We start from the raw sequence: 19,854 nt of genomic DNA, 5'->3' as shown, positions 1-19,854 counted from the left end.
AAACCTAATTTTTTGTCATGCTCATAGGACTCTATGCTTATTCGGAATCGTTGGTGTTCGAGTCTTTAATTTCATATGTAAACTTTCCATTCGAAAGGGCAAACCCACTGAAAGGTGGAGACGCAAAGCTATAGGGGCTAAGATGCATGTCAGTATGCATGATGCCAGCCAGTTGCCGACGACAGACGCGAGATTTTTTGATCTGTTTTAGAACTCCTTTTAGTTGGAAAGGGGTTCTTTTTTTGTTGCGTATTTTCCCTGGCTTTTACGATGGATTTAACAAAAATCGAGGTGTTCATTGTGAAATTGACGATAGGACAAAAATTAATAGGGGCATTTTTGTTCATAGCGATTCTGATGGTGATTACGAGTACAATCTCTACGTATTACTTGCAAAAGATCGATGAAGCGGAAACCGATTTGATTGAAAGACGCGTTGTCATCCTGTCGAATGTTCAAAAAATCCAAACAGCAGCTGCCAAGGAGAATAGCAGACTACGAGCTTATTTATTGACAGGCGAGAAGGAGTTTTTGGATGATTTGCAGTCTTCCTATGGAACGGTCATGACCCTGATCAATGAAACCCTATTAATGTCCCAGATAAAAGAATTCCAGGATGGATTACATGAATTGCAATTGTTGAACCAGGAATACAAGCAAAAGTATGAGCCATTAATTACAATGGTGCAGAACCATCAGCCTGCGGAAGAAATAAAGAGCTATTATTTGCGGGAAGTTTTGCCTTATGGCAGAAAGCTTGACCCACAAGCAGAGAAGCTCACCGCTTATCAGTTTCAATCCATGAATGAAGCTAGTCACCGGAACACAGAAATTGTTGATACAGCGATTGCGAATGTGATCATGCTTAGTATTGGCGCTATTGTCTTGGCAATTTTGATTGGTTATTTTGGTTCACGGATGATATCAAGACCGATTGTGGCTTTGTCCCTGGTGGCAGAGCAAATTTCACAAGGAGATTTAACAGCAGAACAGCTGCGGATAAAAAATAAGGATGAAATCGGTAGCTTGGCTGCCTCCTTTAACCGCATGGCTGATAATCTGCGGGAGTTGGTTCGGCAAATTAGTATCAGCTCTGAGCATGTCACGATGTCCTCTGAAGAATTGGCGGCAAGTGCAGGACAGTCTACACAAGCATCGGAGACGATCACGACAACGATTCAGGAAGTGACCACAAGTACCGAGATGCAGGCACGCAGCGTGGGGGAAAGTGTTACCGCAATTAACGAAATGTCCTCTGGTGTAGAGCAAATTGCAGCAAGTGCGCAGTATACCTCCGAATTATCTGTCCAAACCTCGCAAAAGGCACTGGAAGGAAATAAAGCGATACAAACAACCGTGAAGCAAATGGATTCGATCCATCAGACGATGAATGATTTGGCGACATCGGTAACTGAAATGGAAGAGAATTCCAAAGAAATCGAACAAATCGTAGAGGTCATCACTGCCATCTCTGCACAGACGAATCTGTTGGCCCTAAATGCGGCGATCGAAGCGGCTCGAGCCGGAGAGCAAGGCAGAGGCTTTGCCGTCGTTGCCGATGAGGTTCGGAAACTGGCAGAGCAATCAACTCAATCAGCAGAGAAAATAGCGCATCTGGTATCTACCATCAAAAACCATACACATAAGGTAGTAGAGTGGGTGGAAATGGGTGTGAAAGAGGTCGATAGCGGAATTCAGGTCGTTCATGTCGCTGGACAATTATTTGAGCAAATCAAGAGCGACATCGATGCCGTTTCAGGACAGGTCCAGGAAATATCGGCTGCCTCCCAACAAATATCAGCAAGCACGGAACAAGTCGTGCACTCCATCGAAGAAATATCCGAAGGTTCAAAGGTCGTAGCGGCAGAAACGCAAACTGTATCGTCATCTGCCGAGGAACAATTAGCTGCTATGGAGGAAATTACATCTTCTGCATCGTCATTGACCAAAATGGCCGAGGAATTACAGCAGGTAGTGGGTAAATTCAAGGTATAGTGCCGAAAAAAGGTTACTTGCTTACAAACAACGTCTAAAAAACAAGGTGCGTTATGGTTCAAATATCGAAAAAAAGAATACGGAAGCTATGTAAAGAGTGCAATCTCCCGTCTGTGGTTATCTATTTCGTTTTTTTGATAGGAACAGTATGGATCGATGGGTATATTTATCCGGAAAAAGACTTGTTAGGCTTGTATCTGATCAATATTATTGTGGCAGGGATCGTTTTTTGGAGAACGATCGTCTTGCAAATCGTAATCGTGTGCTTGCTTACCTGGTTTTACTACCTGTATGTACCATTTCGTTTTCCACATATAAACGTCATTGTCTTTCAAGGACTGACCCACTTCTTGGCGATTTTATCGATTTCCAGTGCCATCAGGTATTACAGGAGAGAGAAGGAAAATACGCTCAATTTAACTCTTACGTTGGCCAAGTCATTAGACGCCAGAGACAAGTACACAGCGCTGCATTCTGAAAATGTGGCCAAGTACGCGCAGCATATTGCCATAGAAATGGGGCTGCCTCGCAAAGTATGTGAGCAAATTCACTTGGGCGGTTTGTTGCACGATATCGGTAAAATCGGGATTCCAGAGTCAGTTCTGTTGAAACCAACCAAATTGTCAGACGAAGAGTACGACCTAATCAAGCAGCACCCGGTTATCGGCTATGAGATGGTAAAGCATATTACCTTTTTTAAAAAAAACGGAGTGCTGGATGCCATTTTGTTCCATCATGAACGCTTTGATGGCAAAGGGTACCCGCATGGGCTCAGGGGGAAGGAAATTCCCCTGATTGCCCGGATTTTAGCTATCGCCGACTCCTTCGACGCCATGACCTCCAATCGTGTATACCGCGATAAATCCAATCTGACCTATGCTATTAATCAAATCAGGAGCAACAAAGGAACACAGTATGATCCTGAAATTGTAGATATATTTCTCAAAAGTATGGAAGAAGCCGACATAGAAACCATACTTTCGCGTTAAACCCCCGTTCTTGGTTAAGGAGAGCGGGGGTTATTTGTCTTTACATAAAGAAAAGTACTGGGGGAGAGTATGCATATGGTAAATTGTAGATAACCGTTCTTCAGACCATTGAAGGGGATGAGCGAGATGAATCATTTTACTTTGGAGGATATACAAAGCTACTGTAAAGATATAGGCAGCATTTTAAGTCATGTCACGCTGCGTGAACGCATAGAGGATGAGCAGCGTATCCAGCTTCCCAAAGTGCTGGGGACTGGCACAATCGAGCGGATGCAAATTCGAACAGGGATGGAGATTATCATCTCCGATGTCGAGCTGTCACAAAATCTATCCGCTCAAATTGAGGAGACCTCAGGGATTTTTGAACTGAATTACTTTTTAAGTGGAGAAGCTGTATGCCACATTCACGATCAGCAAGTAACGATTGTAGAACCGATAAGCCATGTTTGCTATTTTCAAGATGTTGATGTGCGTATCGAAACAAAAGCAAACACACGATGCCAGTTTGTAGAAATTCGCATGTCACCTGAAAATCTTCTTCATTATTTTGATAGAGATGCGGATAAACAAGCGATCCAACATATAATGCAGAAGAAAAAAGGACTGATCCAGTCCTATCAGCTGTCTCCCATGATTAAAAAATGCGTTTATGAGATTTTGCATTGTCCCTATAAGGGAGCGTTGAAAAAAATCTATTTCGAAGCGAAAGCCATGGAGCTAATCAACCTCTTTTTTCAGGAAAACGATCTATTATATCCAGCGATAGAGCCCTCTTTGCCAGCAGATGACGTAGAAAAGCTGAAGCAGGCAAAAGAGATCGTTCTACGACACATCGATGAGCCTTATTCCATTAAAACGCTTGCGAAGATGGTCGGATTGAACGAATACAAGCTAAAGATCGGTTTTCGTCAGTTGTTCGACACGACAATCTTTGGGCTAATCAGAAGAAGGCGGATGGAAAAGGCAGCCTGGCTCCTGGAGAGGGAAGGGGTCAATGTCAGTGAGGCAGCTGTACAGGTTGGGTACAGCAACGTGAGTAATTTTACCGTGGCTTTTCGGAAGCAGTATGGCTGCAATCCCAGTGAATATTTAAAAAGGGTCAAATCCTTTTCACAGTGATCTCCGGTCTTCGGAGGTCTTTTTTAATGCAGTTACGCGAACGATCTACTTCTACAGGTAAAAGAATTCCCTCAGCAGGTAGCAGAAAGTATGAGTGATAATTATTATCAATGGTATCGGGAGCATGTAAAGCATCCATTTTTACTGGGAAAGAGGGTAAAGCAGCATGGCAGATCAACGCGCTATGGGAGAAAAAGAGAAGTGGTCTACACATATGTCGCAATTAGTTCGGGAGCGCAGGACGATTCGCAGCTTCTCCGAGCGCCCCTTATCACAAGAAATCGTAATGGAGCGGCTCCAAGCGGCTGGGCAATCCGTTTTTAACGAAAAGGGAAAGCTTCCCTGCCGCTTCGTATATATCGCCAGTCGAGAGGGGAAGGAAAAGGCTGTCTCTCTCATCATGAGTGTTTACGCCGAGCACAAGCTGTACAAATGGCTTCCTAGCAAGGTCGGGCAGATGATGGCGGAGAGAATTATCAGCATCCCTGCTTTTCTCGTTGTCGTTCAGGAAATGGAAGGGAGCGAGGAAAAGTGTGAACGAGACTATGCGTCGATATGCGCGATGCTCCAGAGCTTCTCCTTGCTGGCGTGGGACTGTGGGATTGGACTCGTCTGGAACACAGAGCCGTATATGCGAAATCAGTCGTTTGCTACAGCCATGGGACTACAGCAGGGAGAACGTATTGTGACGATCCTGTTCATGGGCAACTACGAGCGGATACCAAAAGGCAAGCAACGTACACCTGTTATGAAGAAAATCTCATTTTTATAAAGCAACAGCAGGAGGGGAGCATGATGAACATGATTTCTTTATTCCAAGATACACGTGCGGTCAGAGATTTCACGGATGAGCCTGTTCCAAGGCATATCATCATGAATATTCTTGATGACGCCGTATGGGCACCGAATCACCGATTTCGAGAGCCGTGGCGTTTTATTTACGCAGAAGGGGACGGCAAGCAGAAGCTGGCTGCCAGCATCGATTGGAAGCAGCATCCACGAATTGTGAATACGATAGACCAAGCTCCGCTCTGCCTGATCGTGACGGCTAAAATGAATAAAGACGAGCACATGGCTACAGAAGATTTTGCTGCGGTATGCTGTCTGATTCAAAATATCCAGCTGCTCAGCTGGGCGCATGGATTGGGTATGACGTGGGATTCGGGTGACTTCCGTGGCTGGACGGAATTTATGAAGCTGGCAGGAATTGAGGAAAATGAGCGGATTGCCGGAATTCTCTCAATTGGCTTCTTTGCTCCTATTCCGGAAAAAGCGGCTCTGATTGAGCTAAATGACAAAGTAGAGGTTTGGTAATTATCCTATTTGCTATCCAAGAGGGATTGAACGTCACGGAAAGGAAGATGAAAGGTGAAGCTTATTCCAATCGAGGGACAACCGATTTACAGGGTTCGTTCCTCTTCTTCCTATACAACTGTCCACATATTGACGAGAAAGCTAGAGGATGTATTGAAAAAACAACAGCGCTTCGGACTCTTGCTTGTAAAAGAAGTTTCTTGGGGAGACAAGAGCTCGATGCTTGAATCCAGGGATGTGCTCACGAGCTGGCTGCGGGAGAATAAAACAGCGATGAGCATGTATTGCTTGGGGATGGCGGTCGTCACCATGAATCAAAAAGAGCAGCAAGCCTATCGAACGAAAGCATCTCCAAGCATTGCCGAATTGTATGGATGTCCAAAAGCTGTTTTCGATAAGGAGGAAGACGCGCTGGAATGGCTACAGCTTCAAATCAAATACTATTGCAACAAGTGGGCATTAACGAGCTTATAATCGTGGATTTTGATCATAAAATAACCTCCATCCGCTCATCCTACTAGTAGCAGTTTCCTTCCAGCCAATTTCCTAATATGGTAAACTGTCATGTGAGTGTCAGGCGTTAACCATTCCTAATTATCAGGTGGTACATTCATGCGTTCGATATGGCAGATTTACAAAACAGATTGGCTTAACATTTTCAAAGTACCGACCGGCATCTTTTTGATTATCGCGATCATTCTTCTTCCTTGCTTATATGATTGGGTCAATATTAAATCAGTTTGGGACCCGTATGCCAATACGCAAGGCGTGAAAGTGGCTGTAACAAGCGAGGATCAGGGAACGACAGTTGCAGACAAACAGATCAACATCGGCGACGAACTGATCAAAAGCTTGCAAACGAATGAAAAGCTCGGCTGGACCTTCGTTACCAAGGAGCAGGCAGAGCGTGGTGTCGACCGAGGCGAATATTATGCCAGCATCCTGATTCCGTCAGACTTTTCCTCAAAAATTACAGGAATTATTAACGGGAATCTGGAACGACCCGAGGTCATCTACACCGTAAACGAAAAAGTGAACGCAGTTGCCCCGAAAATCACTTCCTCGGGTGTATCCGCAATTACGAAGCAGATCAACGAGAGCTTTACGGAAGCAGTAAGTACTGCACTATTGACGAAGCTCACAGAGATCGGGATTCAGATCGAGGAACAGCTGCCGACCATTCGCAAAGTCGAAAACGGCATTTTTACATTGGAGAAAAGACTCCCTGAGATACGGGCGGCAGGTCAGAAGGTTTTGGAGCTGGAAAAAAAGCTCCCCGATATTCATGACAAGGCACAGATCATCATTGAAGTGGAGAAAAGAATTCCTGAGATAAATCGAGCGGCAGAGCATGTGCTCCGCATTCAGGAAAACTGGCCGCGGATCAATGAGGCTGCGTCGGTCATTATATCGCTGGAGGACAAGCTGCCCGTGATCCATCAAGCGGTTGCACGCGTTCAAGAGCTGGATCAAGGCTTCGACAAGGTCGCACATGCGATCACTCTCGGAACAGAGAAAGCGAGTCAGGCAATTGAAATTGTTTCTGATGCTCAAAATGCTTTGCCTAAAATTGCTGATCTGGCGGAAAAAGGTACGGCCGTTGCGGATCAGGTGAACGACTTTTTGACGACACATGATGGGGCGTTCGAGACGATTGCTCCTGTGCTCAAGCAAAATCTGGTGCTGGCGCAGCAAGCTGCTGATGCGACCGCCGCACTCACTGACAGACTGCTGCAAATCAATCCGTCCCGTTTGCCAACTGCCGATGAAGTAAACGCAGTAAAGGACAGACTTGTAGGCGTAGAGAAAGTACTTGCGCGCACCTCGTCCCTGCTTGACCGATTAAACAGCTATATTCCGGGACAGCCGCTTGCTAATCAATTGGAGCGCTTGCAGGCAATCCAGCAAAAAGTGACTCGGCAAATCGACATTCTCGGAGCGATTGCAGGTGCTTTGGAAGCAGGCAAGACACCTGCAAAAGACTTGGTGGAGGCACTGAATCAGCTCTCCAAGGAAACGAGCACCGGTCTTCAGGATATTCTCTCCCGTTACGACAGTGAAATCGTTCCTCGAATCGAGGAAGGGATTGAAAGAATGAAGCAGCTGACGGGTGATGCCTCCGCGAATCTTCACAAGCTGGTTGATCGTCTCCCGGACATTGAAGCGATTTTGGCCGATACAAAAAGCGGCCTGGAGTTTGGGCTTGCAGAACTGAAGCGGATTGAACAGGAGCTACCGCGAATTCGTACGAATGTTCATGAGCTGGCGCAATCGCTGCAAAGCAAGGCAGATGCTTTTGAAAAAGCGATTAAAGTCGCAGCGCCATTCCTGCGAGAAAATCTACCGGGAATCGGAAAAAAGCTCGATGAAGCTGCAGCCTTTATCAAGAATGATCTGCCTGGTGCCGAGCAGGAGCTCACCAAGCTCGCAGATTTTGTACGCTACAAGCTCCCAGAGGTGGAGACGGGAGTTCATAAGGTAGCAGGATTGGTTCGAGATGATCTGCCCACATTGGAAAAGGCAATTGGACAAGCAGCAGACAAGCTGAGAGAGGTTGAAGCAAACAACAACTTCGCCGATCTGGCCAAGCTGCTGCGCGGCGATATCAAAAAAGAGAGCGAGTTTCTCGCAAGTCCTGTTCAAATCAAGGAAAATCGCAAATACCCGATTCCAAACTACGGTTCTGCGATGTCACCGTTTTACGGTGTATTATCCCTATGGGTTGGCGCTACGCTGCTGATTTCTTTGCTGAAGCCTGATGCGGATAATCCGGATGGGCGCTACAAGCCTTATCAGCTTTACTTAGGCCGCTTGGGTACCTTTATGACGATCGGGCTTTTGCAGGCGCTATGCGTCACACTTGGTGATTTTTACATTTTGGACGCCTATGTCGCCGATAAGCTGCCATTTGTTCTGTTCGCCATGCTGGTCAGTATGGTTTTCGTCACGATCACGTATACGCTTTTGTCCGTTTTCGGCAATGTCGGAAAAGGCATTGCGATCATTTTTATGGTGTTCCAGTTTTCCAGCTCGGGTGGTACATTCCCGATCAGTATGACAGCGCCCTTTTTCCAAGCGCTCAATCCATTTATGCCGTTTACGTATGCGATTAGTTTGCTGCGGGAAGCGGTAGGCGGGATTTTCTGGGAGACAGCAATACGTGATATCCTCTGTCTGGTTGGGTTTATCGGATTAAGCCTGTTTGTGGCACTTGCTCTGAAGCGTCCGCTAAGCGGATTGATCAAGAAGTCGACGGAGAATGCAAAGAAAACGAAGATTATTGCCTGAGTGGGAGTACAGCGATGTCCCCTCTTTCTAGCGAGAAAAACCACCTGTACGAAAGGTGGTTTTTCGTTTTCCTCGCGAGTCCATTTTAAGCTGAGATCCGTGCTTTTACGGAAAGTAGGATGCCCACACCTGTGCTGAAGCCCCCAGCATTATGGCGTTTTCTTTTAACATTCCTTGGCTGAAGGTGACGTTGTCTTTGTCTAATAAATAGGCCGAAGCGGTTTCGATGACTTTTTCATAGTAATTCGGGTACTCATAGATCAACGAACCGTTTACAATCACTAATTCCGAGTGAAATAAATTGACGATGTTCGCCAGCCCTACCCCGAAGTATTCTGCGGATTTCATAACGATATCCTTGGTAAGCTGATCCCCCTGCTTCAAAAATTCAATCACGTGATCGATTTGCGCATTTTCCTCCAGCTGAAGCGCTGGGCGTTTTTGCTGGAGCTCCTTGAGGATGGCGTAGGGAGACGTATACGAGATTAAGCACCCTCTTCTCCCGCACGTGCACATGGGACCGTTGATATCGATGGTCATGTGTCCGAAACCGCTCATCCCTTCCTTTAGCTTGAGCAGCTCACCATTAGCAATGACCCCACATCCGAGTCCCCTGCTGCTGATACAGTAAAGCAGATTGTCAACGGGTGGTGACATGTGCTTGAATTCGCCCAAAGCGGCCATATTTGCTGCATTTTCCAAAACAATGCGTACAGGAAACGCAGCTTGAAGCATGTCTACGATGGGAACATGATCCCAGCCAGGTGCAAGAGAAGACTCGATGTGAACAATGACGCCCTTTTTCCGATCCAGTGGTCCAATCGTTCCGATGCCGATGCCAAGCAGCTGCTCCAGCTCTATGTGATGCTTCTCCATAAAGGTGTGGATCGTTTCGGTAATTTTGGGGACGACGACCTGTGGTGTGTGCATGGACGTCATCAAAAAGGTCTTTTGTTCAATCAGTTGAAAACGCAGGTCGATCAAGCCGATTTTGACTTCCAGACGAGAGACCTGCAAGCCGATGAAATAACCGCAGGCTGGCTCGATCTGATACAAAACAGGCGGTCTACCGCGGTCAGCATGGACGATGGTATGCTCACGAATGTATTTGTGTTGGACGAGCTCCTGGATGGTTCGTGCCAATGTCGTTTGTTTTACATTTGATTTCTCCAAAAGCTCTGCTCTGGAGATCGGACCGTGCTGAAGGATGAGCAAAAAAATCATTTTTGGCAAATGATTTTTCGGATCGGTATCCTGAATGAATGTTTTAAACATCGTTATCCCCTAAGTAAAGTATCATTAATCATTCGTTCTGCTTATACAGACGCATGATTAGTTTCCGACAGCTGGGCTTTTTCCGCCCGGGTAAAGTTTCGCTTCATGAGCCAGACAGCAAAAGCGAAAACGACAGAGACGAAGCCAAACAGCAATGGTCCCTCCCCCCATTGATACAGGACTCCCCCAATCATCGGACTGACCGCAATGCCGAAAAAGCGGAAGAAATTGTAGATGCCGACCGAGGTCGCGCGCTCCTGCGAAAAGGTTCTGGACAAAAGTGCAGTCTGGACCGGCAAGGATAAGCCCTGAAACAAACCGACCAAGGCACTGCATAGGGAAACGAGCACAAATGAAAGCTCAGCACTGACGATACTGAGTATAATCGCTACGACATTCAGCGATGCTGTTCCAATCAAATAGCGAAAAATAGGAACTCTTTCCATCAGCTTCCCGCCAAAAAAGCTGCCAATGACAATGCAGCATGAAAGCGGCATGAAAGCGAGTCCCTTTTGCGCTACGGTCAATCCATAGCGTTCCACAAGAATTTGCGGAAGAAAGACCAGAAAGGTGAAAAACGTGTAGTACTGAATAAAGCCAAGTAAAATGATCGACATACCGATTGGATGACGGAGGATTTCTTTCACGACAGCAAGCCGGAAGCGGTTGTTTGCATCCTGTAACGCCTTGGTTTCTTTGGTAAAAGAGAAATTAGCAAGCAGGACGAGCACCCCCATGCCAATCAAAAAGGTAACTAATCCGTGATAACCAACGAATCCCCAAATTACCCCGCCCAATACCGGACCCAATACAGACCCAAGTGAAACGAGTATCTGATAAGTCCCCATCGCACGGCCAAGAGCTGCTCCTTTGCACAAGTCACCAATTACCGTAACCGCAATCACGGACCCTGATGCGATCCCAGCCGCTTGGAGTCCGCGGAATAGCAGAAACTGCTCGATGGTGGTGGCATAGCTACAAGCGATGGTTGCGAGGACATAAACCAGAATACCAGGCAGCAACACCCTTCGCCTGCCCAGTGCGTCAGTCAGTGGCCCATACACGATCTGCATGATTGCCAGAGTAAATGTGTAGATAAAGAGACTGAAATTGACGAGCAGCTGCGGGGAAGCAAAATGCTGTGCGACCTCGGGCAGAATGGGTGCATAAATGGACTGACTGAACGGACCGAGAAAAGCCACAAAGGAAACGACGAAAACAATGAGTGAGCGATTCAATGCAAGCATCCCTTTCTGAGAATGAATGGCTGCATGTTTTTATCCAAAATAGATTTAAATATCTTGATTCATTGTATGCTCGAGATGTGTGAAGTGCAAGGGATAGAACGATAAAAGGTTATTATGACGAGGTATAAGGGGTAGCTTTGGTGGAGGGATTTTATCTGTTTTGGTTGAAAATAAAGAGAGTTAGGTGTGGTGTTTATCTTACACGAAAAAAAGCGAACTAACTTTTCAGAGATAGTCCGCTTCGATCTTCTTTGGGGAATTACACGACACCTTGAGCGATCATGGCATCAGCTACTTTAATAAAGCCTGCGATATTGGATCCTACTACCAAATTTCCTGGGTGGCCGTATTCCGCAGCAGCCTTTACACTGTTACGATAAATCTTTTCCATGATCTCATGCAATTTCGCATCTACTTCTTCGAACGACCATGACAGTCTCATGCTGTTTTGGGACATTTCCAGTGCCGATACGGAAACTCCCCCTGCATTGGCTGCTTTTCCCGGCCCAAACAGAACTTCGTTTGCGAGGAACAAATCAATCGCTTCCAGCGTAGAAGGCATGTTTGCGCCTTCTCCGATCGCTTTTACGCCGTTGGCAATCAGGATTTTCGCAGAATCAACATTGATTTCATTTTGCGTCGCACATGGGAGCGCGATATCACAGGGAACCGTCCAAATTCCAGCGCATCCAGTATGATATTCTGCATGTGGATGTTCCTTGATATACTCGGAAATTCGCTTGCGCTCCACTTCCTTGATGCGCTTCACGGTTTCGAGGTTAATGCCGTTTTTATCGAAAATATAGCCGTTGGAATCGCTGCATGCTACCACGCTTGCGCCCAGCTGGATTGCTTTTTCCATAGCGTAGATAGAAACATTGCCGGAACCCGATACGACTACGGTGCTTCCTTTGAAGCTGAGCCCTTTGTCCTTGAGCATTTCCTCCACGAAGTACACGCAGCCATAGCCTGTTGCTTCTGTTCTCGCCAGGCTGCCGCCGTATCCCAGCCCTTTTCCAGTGAATACGCCTGCCTCGAAGCCACCGCGAATCCGTTTGTATTGTCCAAACATAAATCCTACCTCACGCGCCCCTACGCCAATATCGCCAGCGGGTACGTCGACATCAGGACCGATATGTCTGTAGAGCTCGGTGAGAAAGCTCTGGGTGAAGCGCATAATTTCGCCGTCAGATTTACCCTTAGGATCGAAATCAGAGCCGCCCTTTCCACCACCAATAGGCTGACCAGTGAGAGAGTTTTTAAAAATTTGCTCAAAGCCTAAAAACTTGATAATACTGCCGTTCACAGAAGGATGAAAGCGAATGCCGCCCTTGTAAGGACCGATGGCACTGTTAAACTGTACACGGAAACCGCGATTGACCCGCACCTTGCCTTGATCATCTACCCAAGGGACGCGAAACGTAATCATGCGCTCCGGCTCGGAGATGCTCTCCAAAATTCCGTGCTCCATGTATTTCGGCTGCTTCGCAAATACAGGCACGAGAGAGTCAAAGATTTCTTTGATCGCCTGATGAAACTCATATTCCCCTGGATTCCGTTTCCTTACAGCCTCGTACACATCGTGCACATAATCTTTTGCAGTTTGCAGTCTATCTTGATCGATCTCTTGTACAGTAGCCAATTTGCTCACTTTCTCCACACTCCCCTTGATCTACATCTGTATATACAGTCAATAGTGACGCTATGTCGGACTCATTTTTGCTTTCTTGCATGTATTTTATTATTGAAAATTAATCGAAACAATATGAAAATTAGATCAGAATCATGCCGGAATTAGATGAATGGAAAAAGGATGTGACAGCCGTGGAATTGCGACAAATTCAATACTTTATTGAAGTTGCCAAGCGAGAACATGTAACGGAGGCTGCAATCGCTCTGCACGTAGCGCAGTCTGCGGTGAGTCGCCAAATTGTGAATCTGGAACAGGAGCTGGGCGTGGATTTGTTTATACGCGAGGGGCGAAACGTAAAATTAACGCCAATCGGCAGCATGTTTCTGGAGCATATTCAGCAAGCAATGACGGTGATCGAGAATGCGAAGCGGGAAATCGAGGAATGCCTGGACCCTAATAAAGGCACGATCCGGATCGGTTTTCCGAGTAGCCTGGCTTCGTATACGCTGCCGACAGCGATCTCCGCTTTTCGCAATCTGTATCCGTCTGTGAACTTTTTGCTCAAGCAAGGCTCCTATCACTATTTGATTGATGCAGTTAAAAAAGGCGATATCAATATGGCACTGCTTGGTCCGCTGCCAAAAGACGAGAAGCGGATTAAAGGGGATATTTTATTTTTGGAGCATATCGTAGCGCTGCTGCCTAACAACCATCCGCTTGCGGACCGTCCGGCTCTGGAATTGGGTCAGCTGCGTAATGAATCTTTTATTTTGTTTCCCGAGGGCTATGTTTTGCGTGAAATCGTCGTCAATGCCTGTCAGCAGCTCGGCTTTTACCCCAAGGTGTCCTTCGAGGGTGACGATATCGATGCGATCAAAGGGTTGGTTGCCGCTGGTCTGGGCGTGACGCTGATTCCAGAGATTACGCTCGTGGACAGCATCCCGCGCTCTACGGTAAAAGTACCGGTGATTGAGCCGCGGGTGACGCGTACTGTCGGAGTGATTATTCCGACGGAGCGCCAGCTACTGCCGACGGAGAAGCTGTTTCATCAGTTTTTAAAGGACTTTTTCACCGTATTGGACCGTTTTCATAAATAGAGGATAAGACGTTGGGAGATCCTGAAATAAGGGGTCTCTTTGTTTTTTTGGATTGTGCATCAGGAAAAATTAGCATATGCTGTGTGACATGTTGATGTATGCTTGCTTTGAAGGAGTGTGTAGCCTTGAACATTGACGTAGATAGCTTTAAAAACCTATCTGATTACGACAATATTTTAGTAACCGATGAGAACGGCATGATCATTTTTTACGATCTGGCTGATTTGAGTGTTCTGAAAGTACTTGGTTTTCGGCCTGAAGAGTTTATGGGGAAGCATGTCACCACATTCTACAGAGACCTTACCCATGAAAACAGTACAGTCATGAAGGTGCTGAAAACAGGGATTGCAGTGTGCAACGTAAAACAAGAACTGGTCAATAAAAACGGCGATCCGATCATCAGCGTCAATTCGACATACCCACTTAAAGAAAACGATAAGATTATTGGAACGATCGAATTCTCCAAGCACTTTTTTACAAAGGAAAACATCCAGTCGCTCGAAAAATATGCCGAGCATAAGATATTTCGGAAAAACAATACGATCTATACCATCGATAATATCATTACCGCTAACACAAGGATGGAGGCAATCAAGAAGAAGATCGAGAAAATCGCGAAAACAGGCTCAACCGTATTGATTTATGGGCGGACAGGGACAGGGAAAGAAGTAGTTGCGCAGGCCATACATAACTTGAGCGATCGATATGAAAAACCATTTATCTCGTTAAATTGTGGCGCTATTCCGCCAACCTTGTTGGAAAGCACTTTGTTCGGTACGATAAAAGGGAGCTTTACAGGTGCGGAAGATACAGCAGGCTTGTTTGAACAGGCAGATGGCGGCACGCTGTTTTTAGACGAAATCAATTCCTTGGATATTAATTTGCAAGTAAAGCTGCTGAAGGCCATTGAGGAAAAAACGATCAGGCGAGTAGGTGGCAATAAAAATATCAATGTCGATATCCGTGTGATCTCGGCAACAAACGAAGACCCGGATCGGCTGGTCGATGAGAAACGACTGCGTGAGGATTTGTTTTATCGACTGGGTATCGTACAGATTGATTTGCCAAACCTGGAGGAGCGACAGGAGGATATTGAGATTCTCTTGGACTATTACATCCGTTTTTATAACAGCAATATGAATATGTATATTGAGAGTGTACAGCCAGATGTGCTTCTATGTTTTAAACGGTACACATGGCCGGGGAATATCAGAGAGCTGAAAAACGCGATCGAAACAGCCTACAACAACGTCAGCTCCAATCAAATCACACTCGATGATATTCCGCGCAGAATTCGCAACTACGCTGGTGCGCCTATGAATGATCACACGGTAAGCAAAGGGCTTACGTTAAAGGACGCCGTCGACGAGTTTGAGAAGGGTATTATCGTCAGTGAGCTGAAGCTGACGGAGGGCAAACTAGCGGAGACGGCGCGCAGGCTAGGGCTTTCCAAGCAATCGTTAAAATACAAAATGGACAAGTATCAATTAAGGTAAAGATTTTTTTACGACAGAGGGGGGGAATTTTCCCCTCTCTTTTTGTTTTGTGAAACGGTGTATGCTTGTTTTGCAAAGGTTCACAAGATCTTAATAATTGGCACATAACTTGCTTAACTAACAATTGTGTGAAAATGTATCCTCTCTAAACATCATGAGAAGTTTATTAGCAAACAGCAAAGAAAGGCGTGAAGCATGAATGAACAAAAGCTTTCGTGACACTCTCGTTTTGGGCTTTGCCCTCTTCGCTATTTTCTTCGGTGCCGGCAACCTGATTTTTCCACCAGCCATCGGACTTGTTTCTGGGACGAACTGGGTGACTGCCCTAATCGGCTTTGTTCTTACCGGAATTGCTCTACCTCTTTTAGGTGTCATTGCGATTTTAAACGCAGAAGGAAAATTCGAGGTGCTAACGAGGCCGATCAGCCCGTGGTTTTACAAGTTTTTTAACACCGTTATGATGGTCGGAATCGGTATGTGTGTGACGATTCCTCGCATGGCTGCAACTACTCACGAATTGGGAGTCAAAACGCTTTTTCCTCAAGTACCATCATTCGTAACGATTCTCCTCTTCTTTGCTATCAACTTTTACTTTGCGATGGATCGATCCAACGTTGTCGATAAAATCGGCAAAATCTTGACTCCCGTGCTTGTCGTCATCCTGCTCTTTATCGTAGGAAAAGGTATTTTCGACCCGATTGGTGTTCCGATTACGACTGAACTTGCGAATCCTTTTTCAAACGCTTTCATTAACGCTTATCAAACTGGTGACGTCATGACTGCACTCCTGTGTGCGCCTATCTTTATCGCGGCGATTGCCGGATATGGATATACAGACACCCGCAAAATGAGGAAGATGGCCATTAATGGAACGCTGATTGCGGGTCTTGGCTTGTTGATTGTATACGGAGGCCTCTTGTATCTGGGTGCTGCGGGCAGCGGCATGTTCCCGAGCAATATTGAAAATACAGCGCTTGTGACAGGTCTGATTCAAATCATGCTGGGCAATTTCGGAAGTATCGCTCTCGCCGTAGCGATCGTTCTCGCTTGTTTGACCTCAGCCATCGGTGTTACCGCTGTTACCGCAGATTTTCTGAGTAAGCTAACCAACCATAAAGTGAGCTACCGCATTTGGGCGCTCATCATTTGTATCGCGGGCGTGGCTGTTGGTTCTCTGGGTGTCGATAAAATCATTAACTATACCATGCCATTGTTTTTGGCTCTGTATCCTGTTTCCATCGTCATCGTATTCCTTGGAGTTTTCCGCAAATATATTCCAAACGCGGGTGCGTATAAAGGCTCTGTCCTTTTGACGCTGATTGTCAGTGTAATTGAAACGTTGAAAACGATTGGCCTTCCGATCAGCTTTTTAGAAAATCTCATTGCCAAGCTTCCTTTGAGTGCTGATGGTTTCTCCTGGTTAATCCCGGCCATTGTCGGCTTTGTAGGTGGAGCCCTAATTCACAACGCAATGTCTCGTAAACAAGATAATGAAAACGCTTTGAATCCTGTGCGCGAATGATGTACAGGTAAATAAAAGGAGGAGTATTCTATGAGTTCCAATCAAAAGGGCGACGTAGTATTTTTCAATGGACAAATCTTCACATCCAATCCAGAACAACCGTATGCAAGCGCGATGCTGGTGCGTGACGGACGTATTGCATGGATTGGCGAGCCAAAAGAGGCAGAGAGTATGGAAGGCGAGCGAGTAGACTTGAAAGGTCGCCGCGTACTGCCGGGCTTTATCGACGCTCACTTGCATCCCCTGTATTTGGCTGATGCCGAGAAGCAGATTGCATGTACATTCCCGCTCGTAAATTCCATTGAGGACATCATGGCAGAAGTCCGCAAGCAGCGGGACATTCACGGAGCAGATGCGTGGATTCGCGGATGGGGTTACGATGAGGGGAAATTGACAGAAGGACGAGCTCCTACCCGTTGGGATTTGGACAAAGCGTCTGCGGATGCACCGGTCATCATCACGCGTACATGCGGTCATATCGCGGTAGCAAATAGCCGGGCTCTGGAGCTGGCTGGCATTACAAAAGATACCCCAAGCCCAGCAGGCGGAAAAATCGACAAAGACGCAAACGGAGAGCCAACAGGAGTTTTGCGAGAAAGTGCCAAAGATTTGGTTCAAAAGATTATGCCTGCACAAACGCTCGAAGACAACGCAACGTTGCTTGCGGAGCTGAGTCCAAAATTGTTCGTGCACGGTATTACAGGAATCACCGATTTGATGGGAAGAACCGAGCCGATTAACTACTTGGATATGTACAATGCAGCTGTCGAAAAAGGACTCAAGCAGCGTACCGTGTTGTATTACATGTGGGAAGATTTAGAAAAGAATCCGCAAATGACAGCGGAAGAGAAATGTTCGACCAATCAGATTCATATTGGCGGAGTGAAGCTGTTTGCAGATGGCAGTGTCTCTGGTCAAACGGCCTGGGTCGATCCGCCATTCCTGGGTGAAGAAGAAAACTACGGAATTTCAACTACCTCTGAAAAAGAGCTGTTGGATGCCGCCGCGTTTGCAGAGCGTCACCAAATTCAATTGGTTGTGCATGCGATGGGTGAGCAAGCGATTGACCAAATCATTAACACGTTTTATGGCAAAAAGGGCTGGATCGCAGATGCACCTTCGATCCGCATTGAGCATGCTGCTATGCCTACCAAGCAATCCATTCAACGGGCTGCGGAAATGGGCGTCGGTTTTGTTCCACAGCCTATCTTCTTGTTTGCAGAAATCGAGAGCTATTTGAACAATCTCGGATCAGAAAGAACGAAAACAACCTATCCAGTTAAAACCATGCTGGAAGCGGGCATTAAAGTAGCGTTCTCTTCTGACGCACCAGCAACGGCATGGGCTGATCCGGTCAATCCGTTTGTTGGACTAAAAGCAGCGGTAACGCGTACAGCATACAACGGTACCGATACAGGCCAGGACCAGCGTGTGGATGTGGCAACTGCGATTGAGCTGTATACGCGGGCAGCACAGGAAATGACCAGAATCCCGGATGTTGGACAGCTAAGGCCGGGTTACCACGCTGACTTTATCATTCTCGATCAGGATATTTTGGCGATTGCTCCTGAGAAAATTGATCAGATCACAGTGGAAGAAACGTATATGGGTGGACAATTGGTTTACAAAAAATAAGCAAAGCCAAGCCGTTAGTAGTCTTGTGTATACAACTACTAGCGGCTTTTCGTTTAGTTATTAATTGATTTTTCCAAAAAGTATTACTATAATCAGTTGTGGCAAGGGAATTCCTATCTTTAGGAGAGATGAAGCTATGAAAATTCCAAAGGAAAAAGCTATTCTCAACATGTCTCCCCATCATGCTCCAGTGGCACGAATTCACTCTGGGAACCGTGTCGTTTTTGAAACATGTGATTGCTTTAGCAACCAGATCGAAAGTGAAGACCAGCTTTTTAGCTCGATTGGCTGGGATTTGATTAACCCGGCTACCGGTCCGTTGTATGTTGAGGATGCTGAGCCTGGGGATATTCTGCGTGTGGAAATTGTCGATATCCAGATTGCCGATCAGGGTGTCATGACGGTTGCACCAAAAGAGGGTGTACTCGGTGACTTTATAACCGAGGAAAAGACAAAAGTGATTCAGATCCGAGACGGCAAAGCGCTGTTCAATGAAAAAATTCAGATCGATGTCAAACCTATGATTGGCGTAATTGGTACTGCTCCTGCCACGGAGGAAATATCTACAGGAACACCGGGAGATCACGGTGGCAATATGGATTGCAAGCGAATCGTCAAAGGCTCCGTTCTGTATTTGCCAGTGAATGTTCCGGGGGCTTTGCTTTCTATGGGAGATTTGCATGCGGTCATGGCGGATGGCGAGATTGTGCTTTGCGGATTAGAAATACCAGGGGAAGTCACTGTAGATATCGGTGTGATAAAAGGACTGAGCTTGCCATTGCCTATGCTTAGTGAAGGTGAGCATGTGATGACGATTGCTTCTGCCCTTACATTGGAAGAGGCAGGGAAAAAGGCGACTGTTCATATGCATCGCTTTCTGGTAGAGGAGGTAGGAATCCCGAACGATGAAGCGGGTATGCTGCTATCTCTCGTTGGTGACCTGCGCATATGTCAGGTGGTTGATCCGTTGATGACTACGCGTATGGAGCTGCCCAAGTGGGTACTAAAGCAATACGACTATCAGTTAAAATAATCAAAATGAAATAATATGTAATTATTTGTAACAAGAGCCTTTTTACGAGGCTCTTGTTTTTTTTGTTTTGTCTTGAGCGTGGAGGGCTGCTAATGAAGCAGTAGCAGCGCAAGTATGGGCTTTTTGTGAGGATTGTAAACGCCGTATGAATATGATGTGGTTCTTGTTAAGAAAGGCGTTTTATGGAGGTTTATGTAGGATATTCCCGAAA

General features: G+C 46.2%; 15 protein-coding genes and 1 riboswitch. Of the genes, 12 read left to right on the top strand and 3 right to left on the bottom strand.

The window, feature by feature from the left end:
• Positions 1-87 precede the first annotated feature (87 nt).
• Positions 88-180: riboswitch (cyclic di-GMP riboswitch) on the top strand.
• Positions 181-300: 120 nt separating this feature from the next.
• The 7 genes from C3B52_RS04780 to C3B52_RS04750 all read left to right on the top strand — a co-directional run bounded on the left by C3B52_RS04780 (position 301) and on the right by C3B52_RS04750 (position 8,705).
• Entirely contained in the window at positions 301-1,995 is a 1,695-nt protein-coding gene (locus C3B52_RS04780) for a methyl-accepting chemotaxis protein (protein WP_103104954.1), read from the top strand.
• A 134-nt stretch (positions 1,996-2,129) separates the two neighbouring features.
• Positions 2,130-2,984 carry an HD-GYP domain-containing protein gene (locus C3B52_RS04775; protein WP_164684702.1) on the top strand — a complete coding sequence of 285 codons (855 nt, stop codon included), beginning with the start codon at positions 2,130-2,132 and terminating at the stop codon, positions 2,982-2,984.
• 126 nt (positions 2,985-3,110) lie between these two features.
• The gene (locus C3B52_RS04770) at positions 3,111-4,103 is read left to right on the top strand and encodes a helix-turn-helix transcriptional regulator (protein ID WP_164684701.1); all 993 of its coding nucleotides are present in this window, start codon (positions 3,111-3,113) and stop codon (positions 4,101-4,103) included.
• Between the two features lie 166 nt (positions 4,104-4,269).
• Positions 4,270-4,875: a nitroreductase family protein gene (locus C3B52_RS04765; RefSeq protein WP_103104951.1), complete on the top strand. Its 606-nt coding sequence runs from the start codon at positions 4,270-4,272 to the stop codon at positions 4,873-4,875.
• A 23-nt stretch (positions 4,876-4,898) separates the two neighbouring features.
• Positions 4,899-5,417, top strand: coding sequence for a nitroreductase family protein (locus C3B52_RS04760; protein WP_164684700.1), 519 nt, complete (start codon positions 4,899-4,901; stop codon positions 5,415-5,417).
• 54 nt (positions 5,418-5,471) lie between these two features.
• Positions 5,472-5,891: a hypothetical protein gene (locus C3B52_RS04755; RefSeq protein ID WP_103104949.1), complete on the top strand. Its 420-nt coding sequence runs from the start codon at positions 5,472-5,474 to the stop codon at positions 5,889-5,891.
• 138 nt (positions 5,892-6,029) lie between these two features.
• Entirely contained in the window at positions 6,030-8,705 is a 2,676-nt protein-coding gene (locus C3B52_RS04750) for a YhgE/Pip domain-containing protein (protein ID WP_103104948.1), read from the top strand.
• A 105-nt stretch (positions 8,706-8,810) separates the two neighbouring features.
• Here C3B52_RS04750 and C3B52_RS04745 read toward each other — a convergent pair whose 3' ends face one another.
• From C3B52_RS04745 to gdhA, 3 genes are all read right to left on the bottom strand, one after another.
• Positions 8,811-9,980, bottom strand: a complete 1,170-nt coding sequence (locus C3B52_RS04745; protein WP_103104947.1) for an ROK family transcriptional regulator — start codon at positions 9,978-9,980, stop codon at positions 8,811-8,813.
• A gap of 41 nt (positions 9,981-10,021) precedes the next feature.
• On the bottom strand, positions 10,022-11,227 hold the full coding sequence (locus tag C3B52_RS04740; RefSeq protein WP_103104946.1) for an MFS transporter: 1,206 nt from the start codon (positions 11,225-11,227) through the stop codon (positions 10,022-10,024).
• A gap of 259 nt (positions 11,228-11,486) precedes the next feature.
• Positions 11,487-12,869: an NADP-specific glutamate dehydrogenase gene (gene gdhA, locus C3B52_RS04735; RefSeq protein ID WP_201264845.1), complete on the bottom strand. Its 1,383-nt coding sequence runs from the start codon at positions 12,867-12,869 to the stop codon at positions 11,487-11,489.
• A 182-nt stretch (positions 12,870-13,051) separates the two neighbouring features.
• On the opposite strand from gdhA, the gene C3B52_RS04730 reads away from it, so the two are divergent.
• The 5 genes from C3B52_RS04730 to C3B52_RS04710 all read left to right on the top strand — a co-directional run bounded on the left by C3B52_RS04730 (position 13,052) and on the right by C3B52_RS04710 (position 19,643).
• Positions 13,052-13,957 (top strand): LysR family transcriptional regulator, encoded by a 906-nt coding sequence (locus C3B52_RS04730; RefSeq protein ID WP_103104945.1) that lies wholly within the window; start codon positions 13,052-13,054, stop codon positions 13,955-13,957.
• A 125-nt stretch (positions 13,958-14,082) separates the two neighbouring features.
• On the top strand, positions 14,083-15,453 hold the full coding sequence (locus C3B52_RS04725) for a sigma-54 interaction domain-containing protein (RefSeq protein WP_164684699.1): 1,371 nt from the start codon (positions 14,083-14,085) through the stop codon (positions 15,451-15,453).
• Between the two features lie 199 nt (positions 15,454-15,652).
• Positions 15,653-16,975, top strand: a complete 1,323-nt coding sequence (gene brnQ, locus C3B52_RS04720) for a branched-chain amino acid transport system II carrier protein (protein ID WP_103104943.1) — start codon at positions 15,653-15,655, stop codon at positions 16,973-16,975.
• Between the two features lie 30 nt (positions 16,976-17,005).
• Positions 17,006-18,610, top strand: a complete 1,605-nt coding sequence (locus C3B52_RS04715; protein WP_103104942.1) for an amidohydrolase — start codon at positions 17,006-17,008, stop codon at positions 18,608-18,610.
• Between the two features lie 136 nt (positions 18,611-18,746).
• Positions 18,747-19,643, top strand: a complete 897-nt coding sequence (locus C3B52_RS04710) for an acetamidase/formamidase family protein (protein ID WP_103104941.1) — start codon at positions 18,747-18,749, stop codon at positions 19,641-19,643.
• Positions 19,644-19,854: the final 211 nt, after the last annotated feature.

The sequence above is a fragment of the Brevibacillus reuszeri genome (genome assembly GCF_002897295.1).
GTDB classification, from domain to species: domain Bacteria; phylum Bacillota; class Bacilli; order Brevibacillales; family Brevibacillaceae; genus Brevibacillus; species Brevibacillus reuszeri_A.
This window is presented reverse-complemented; position numbering and strand designations above follow the sequence as displayed.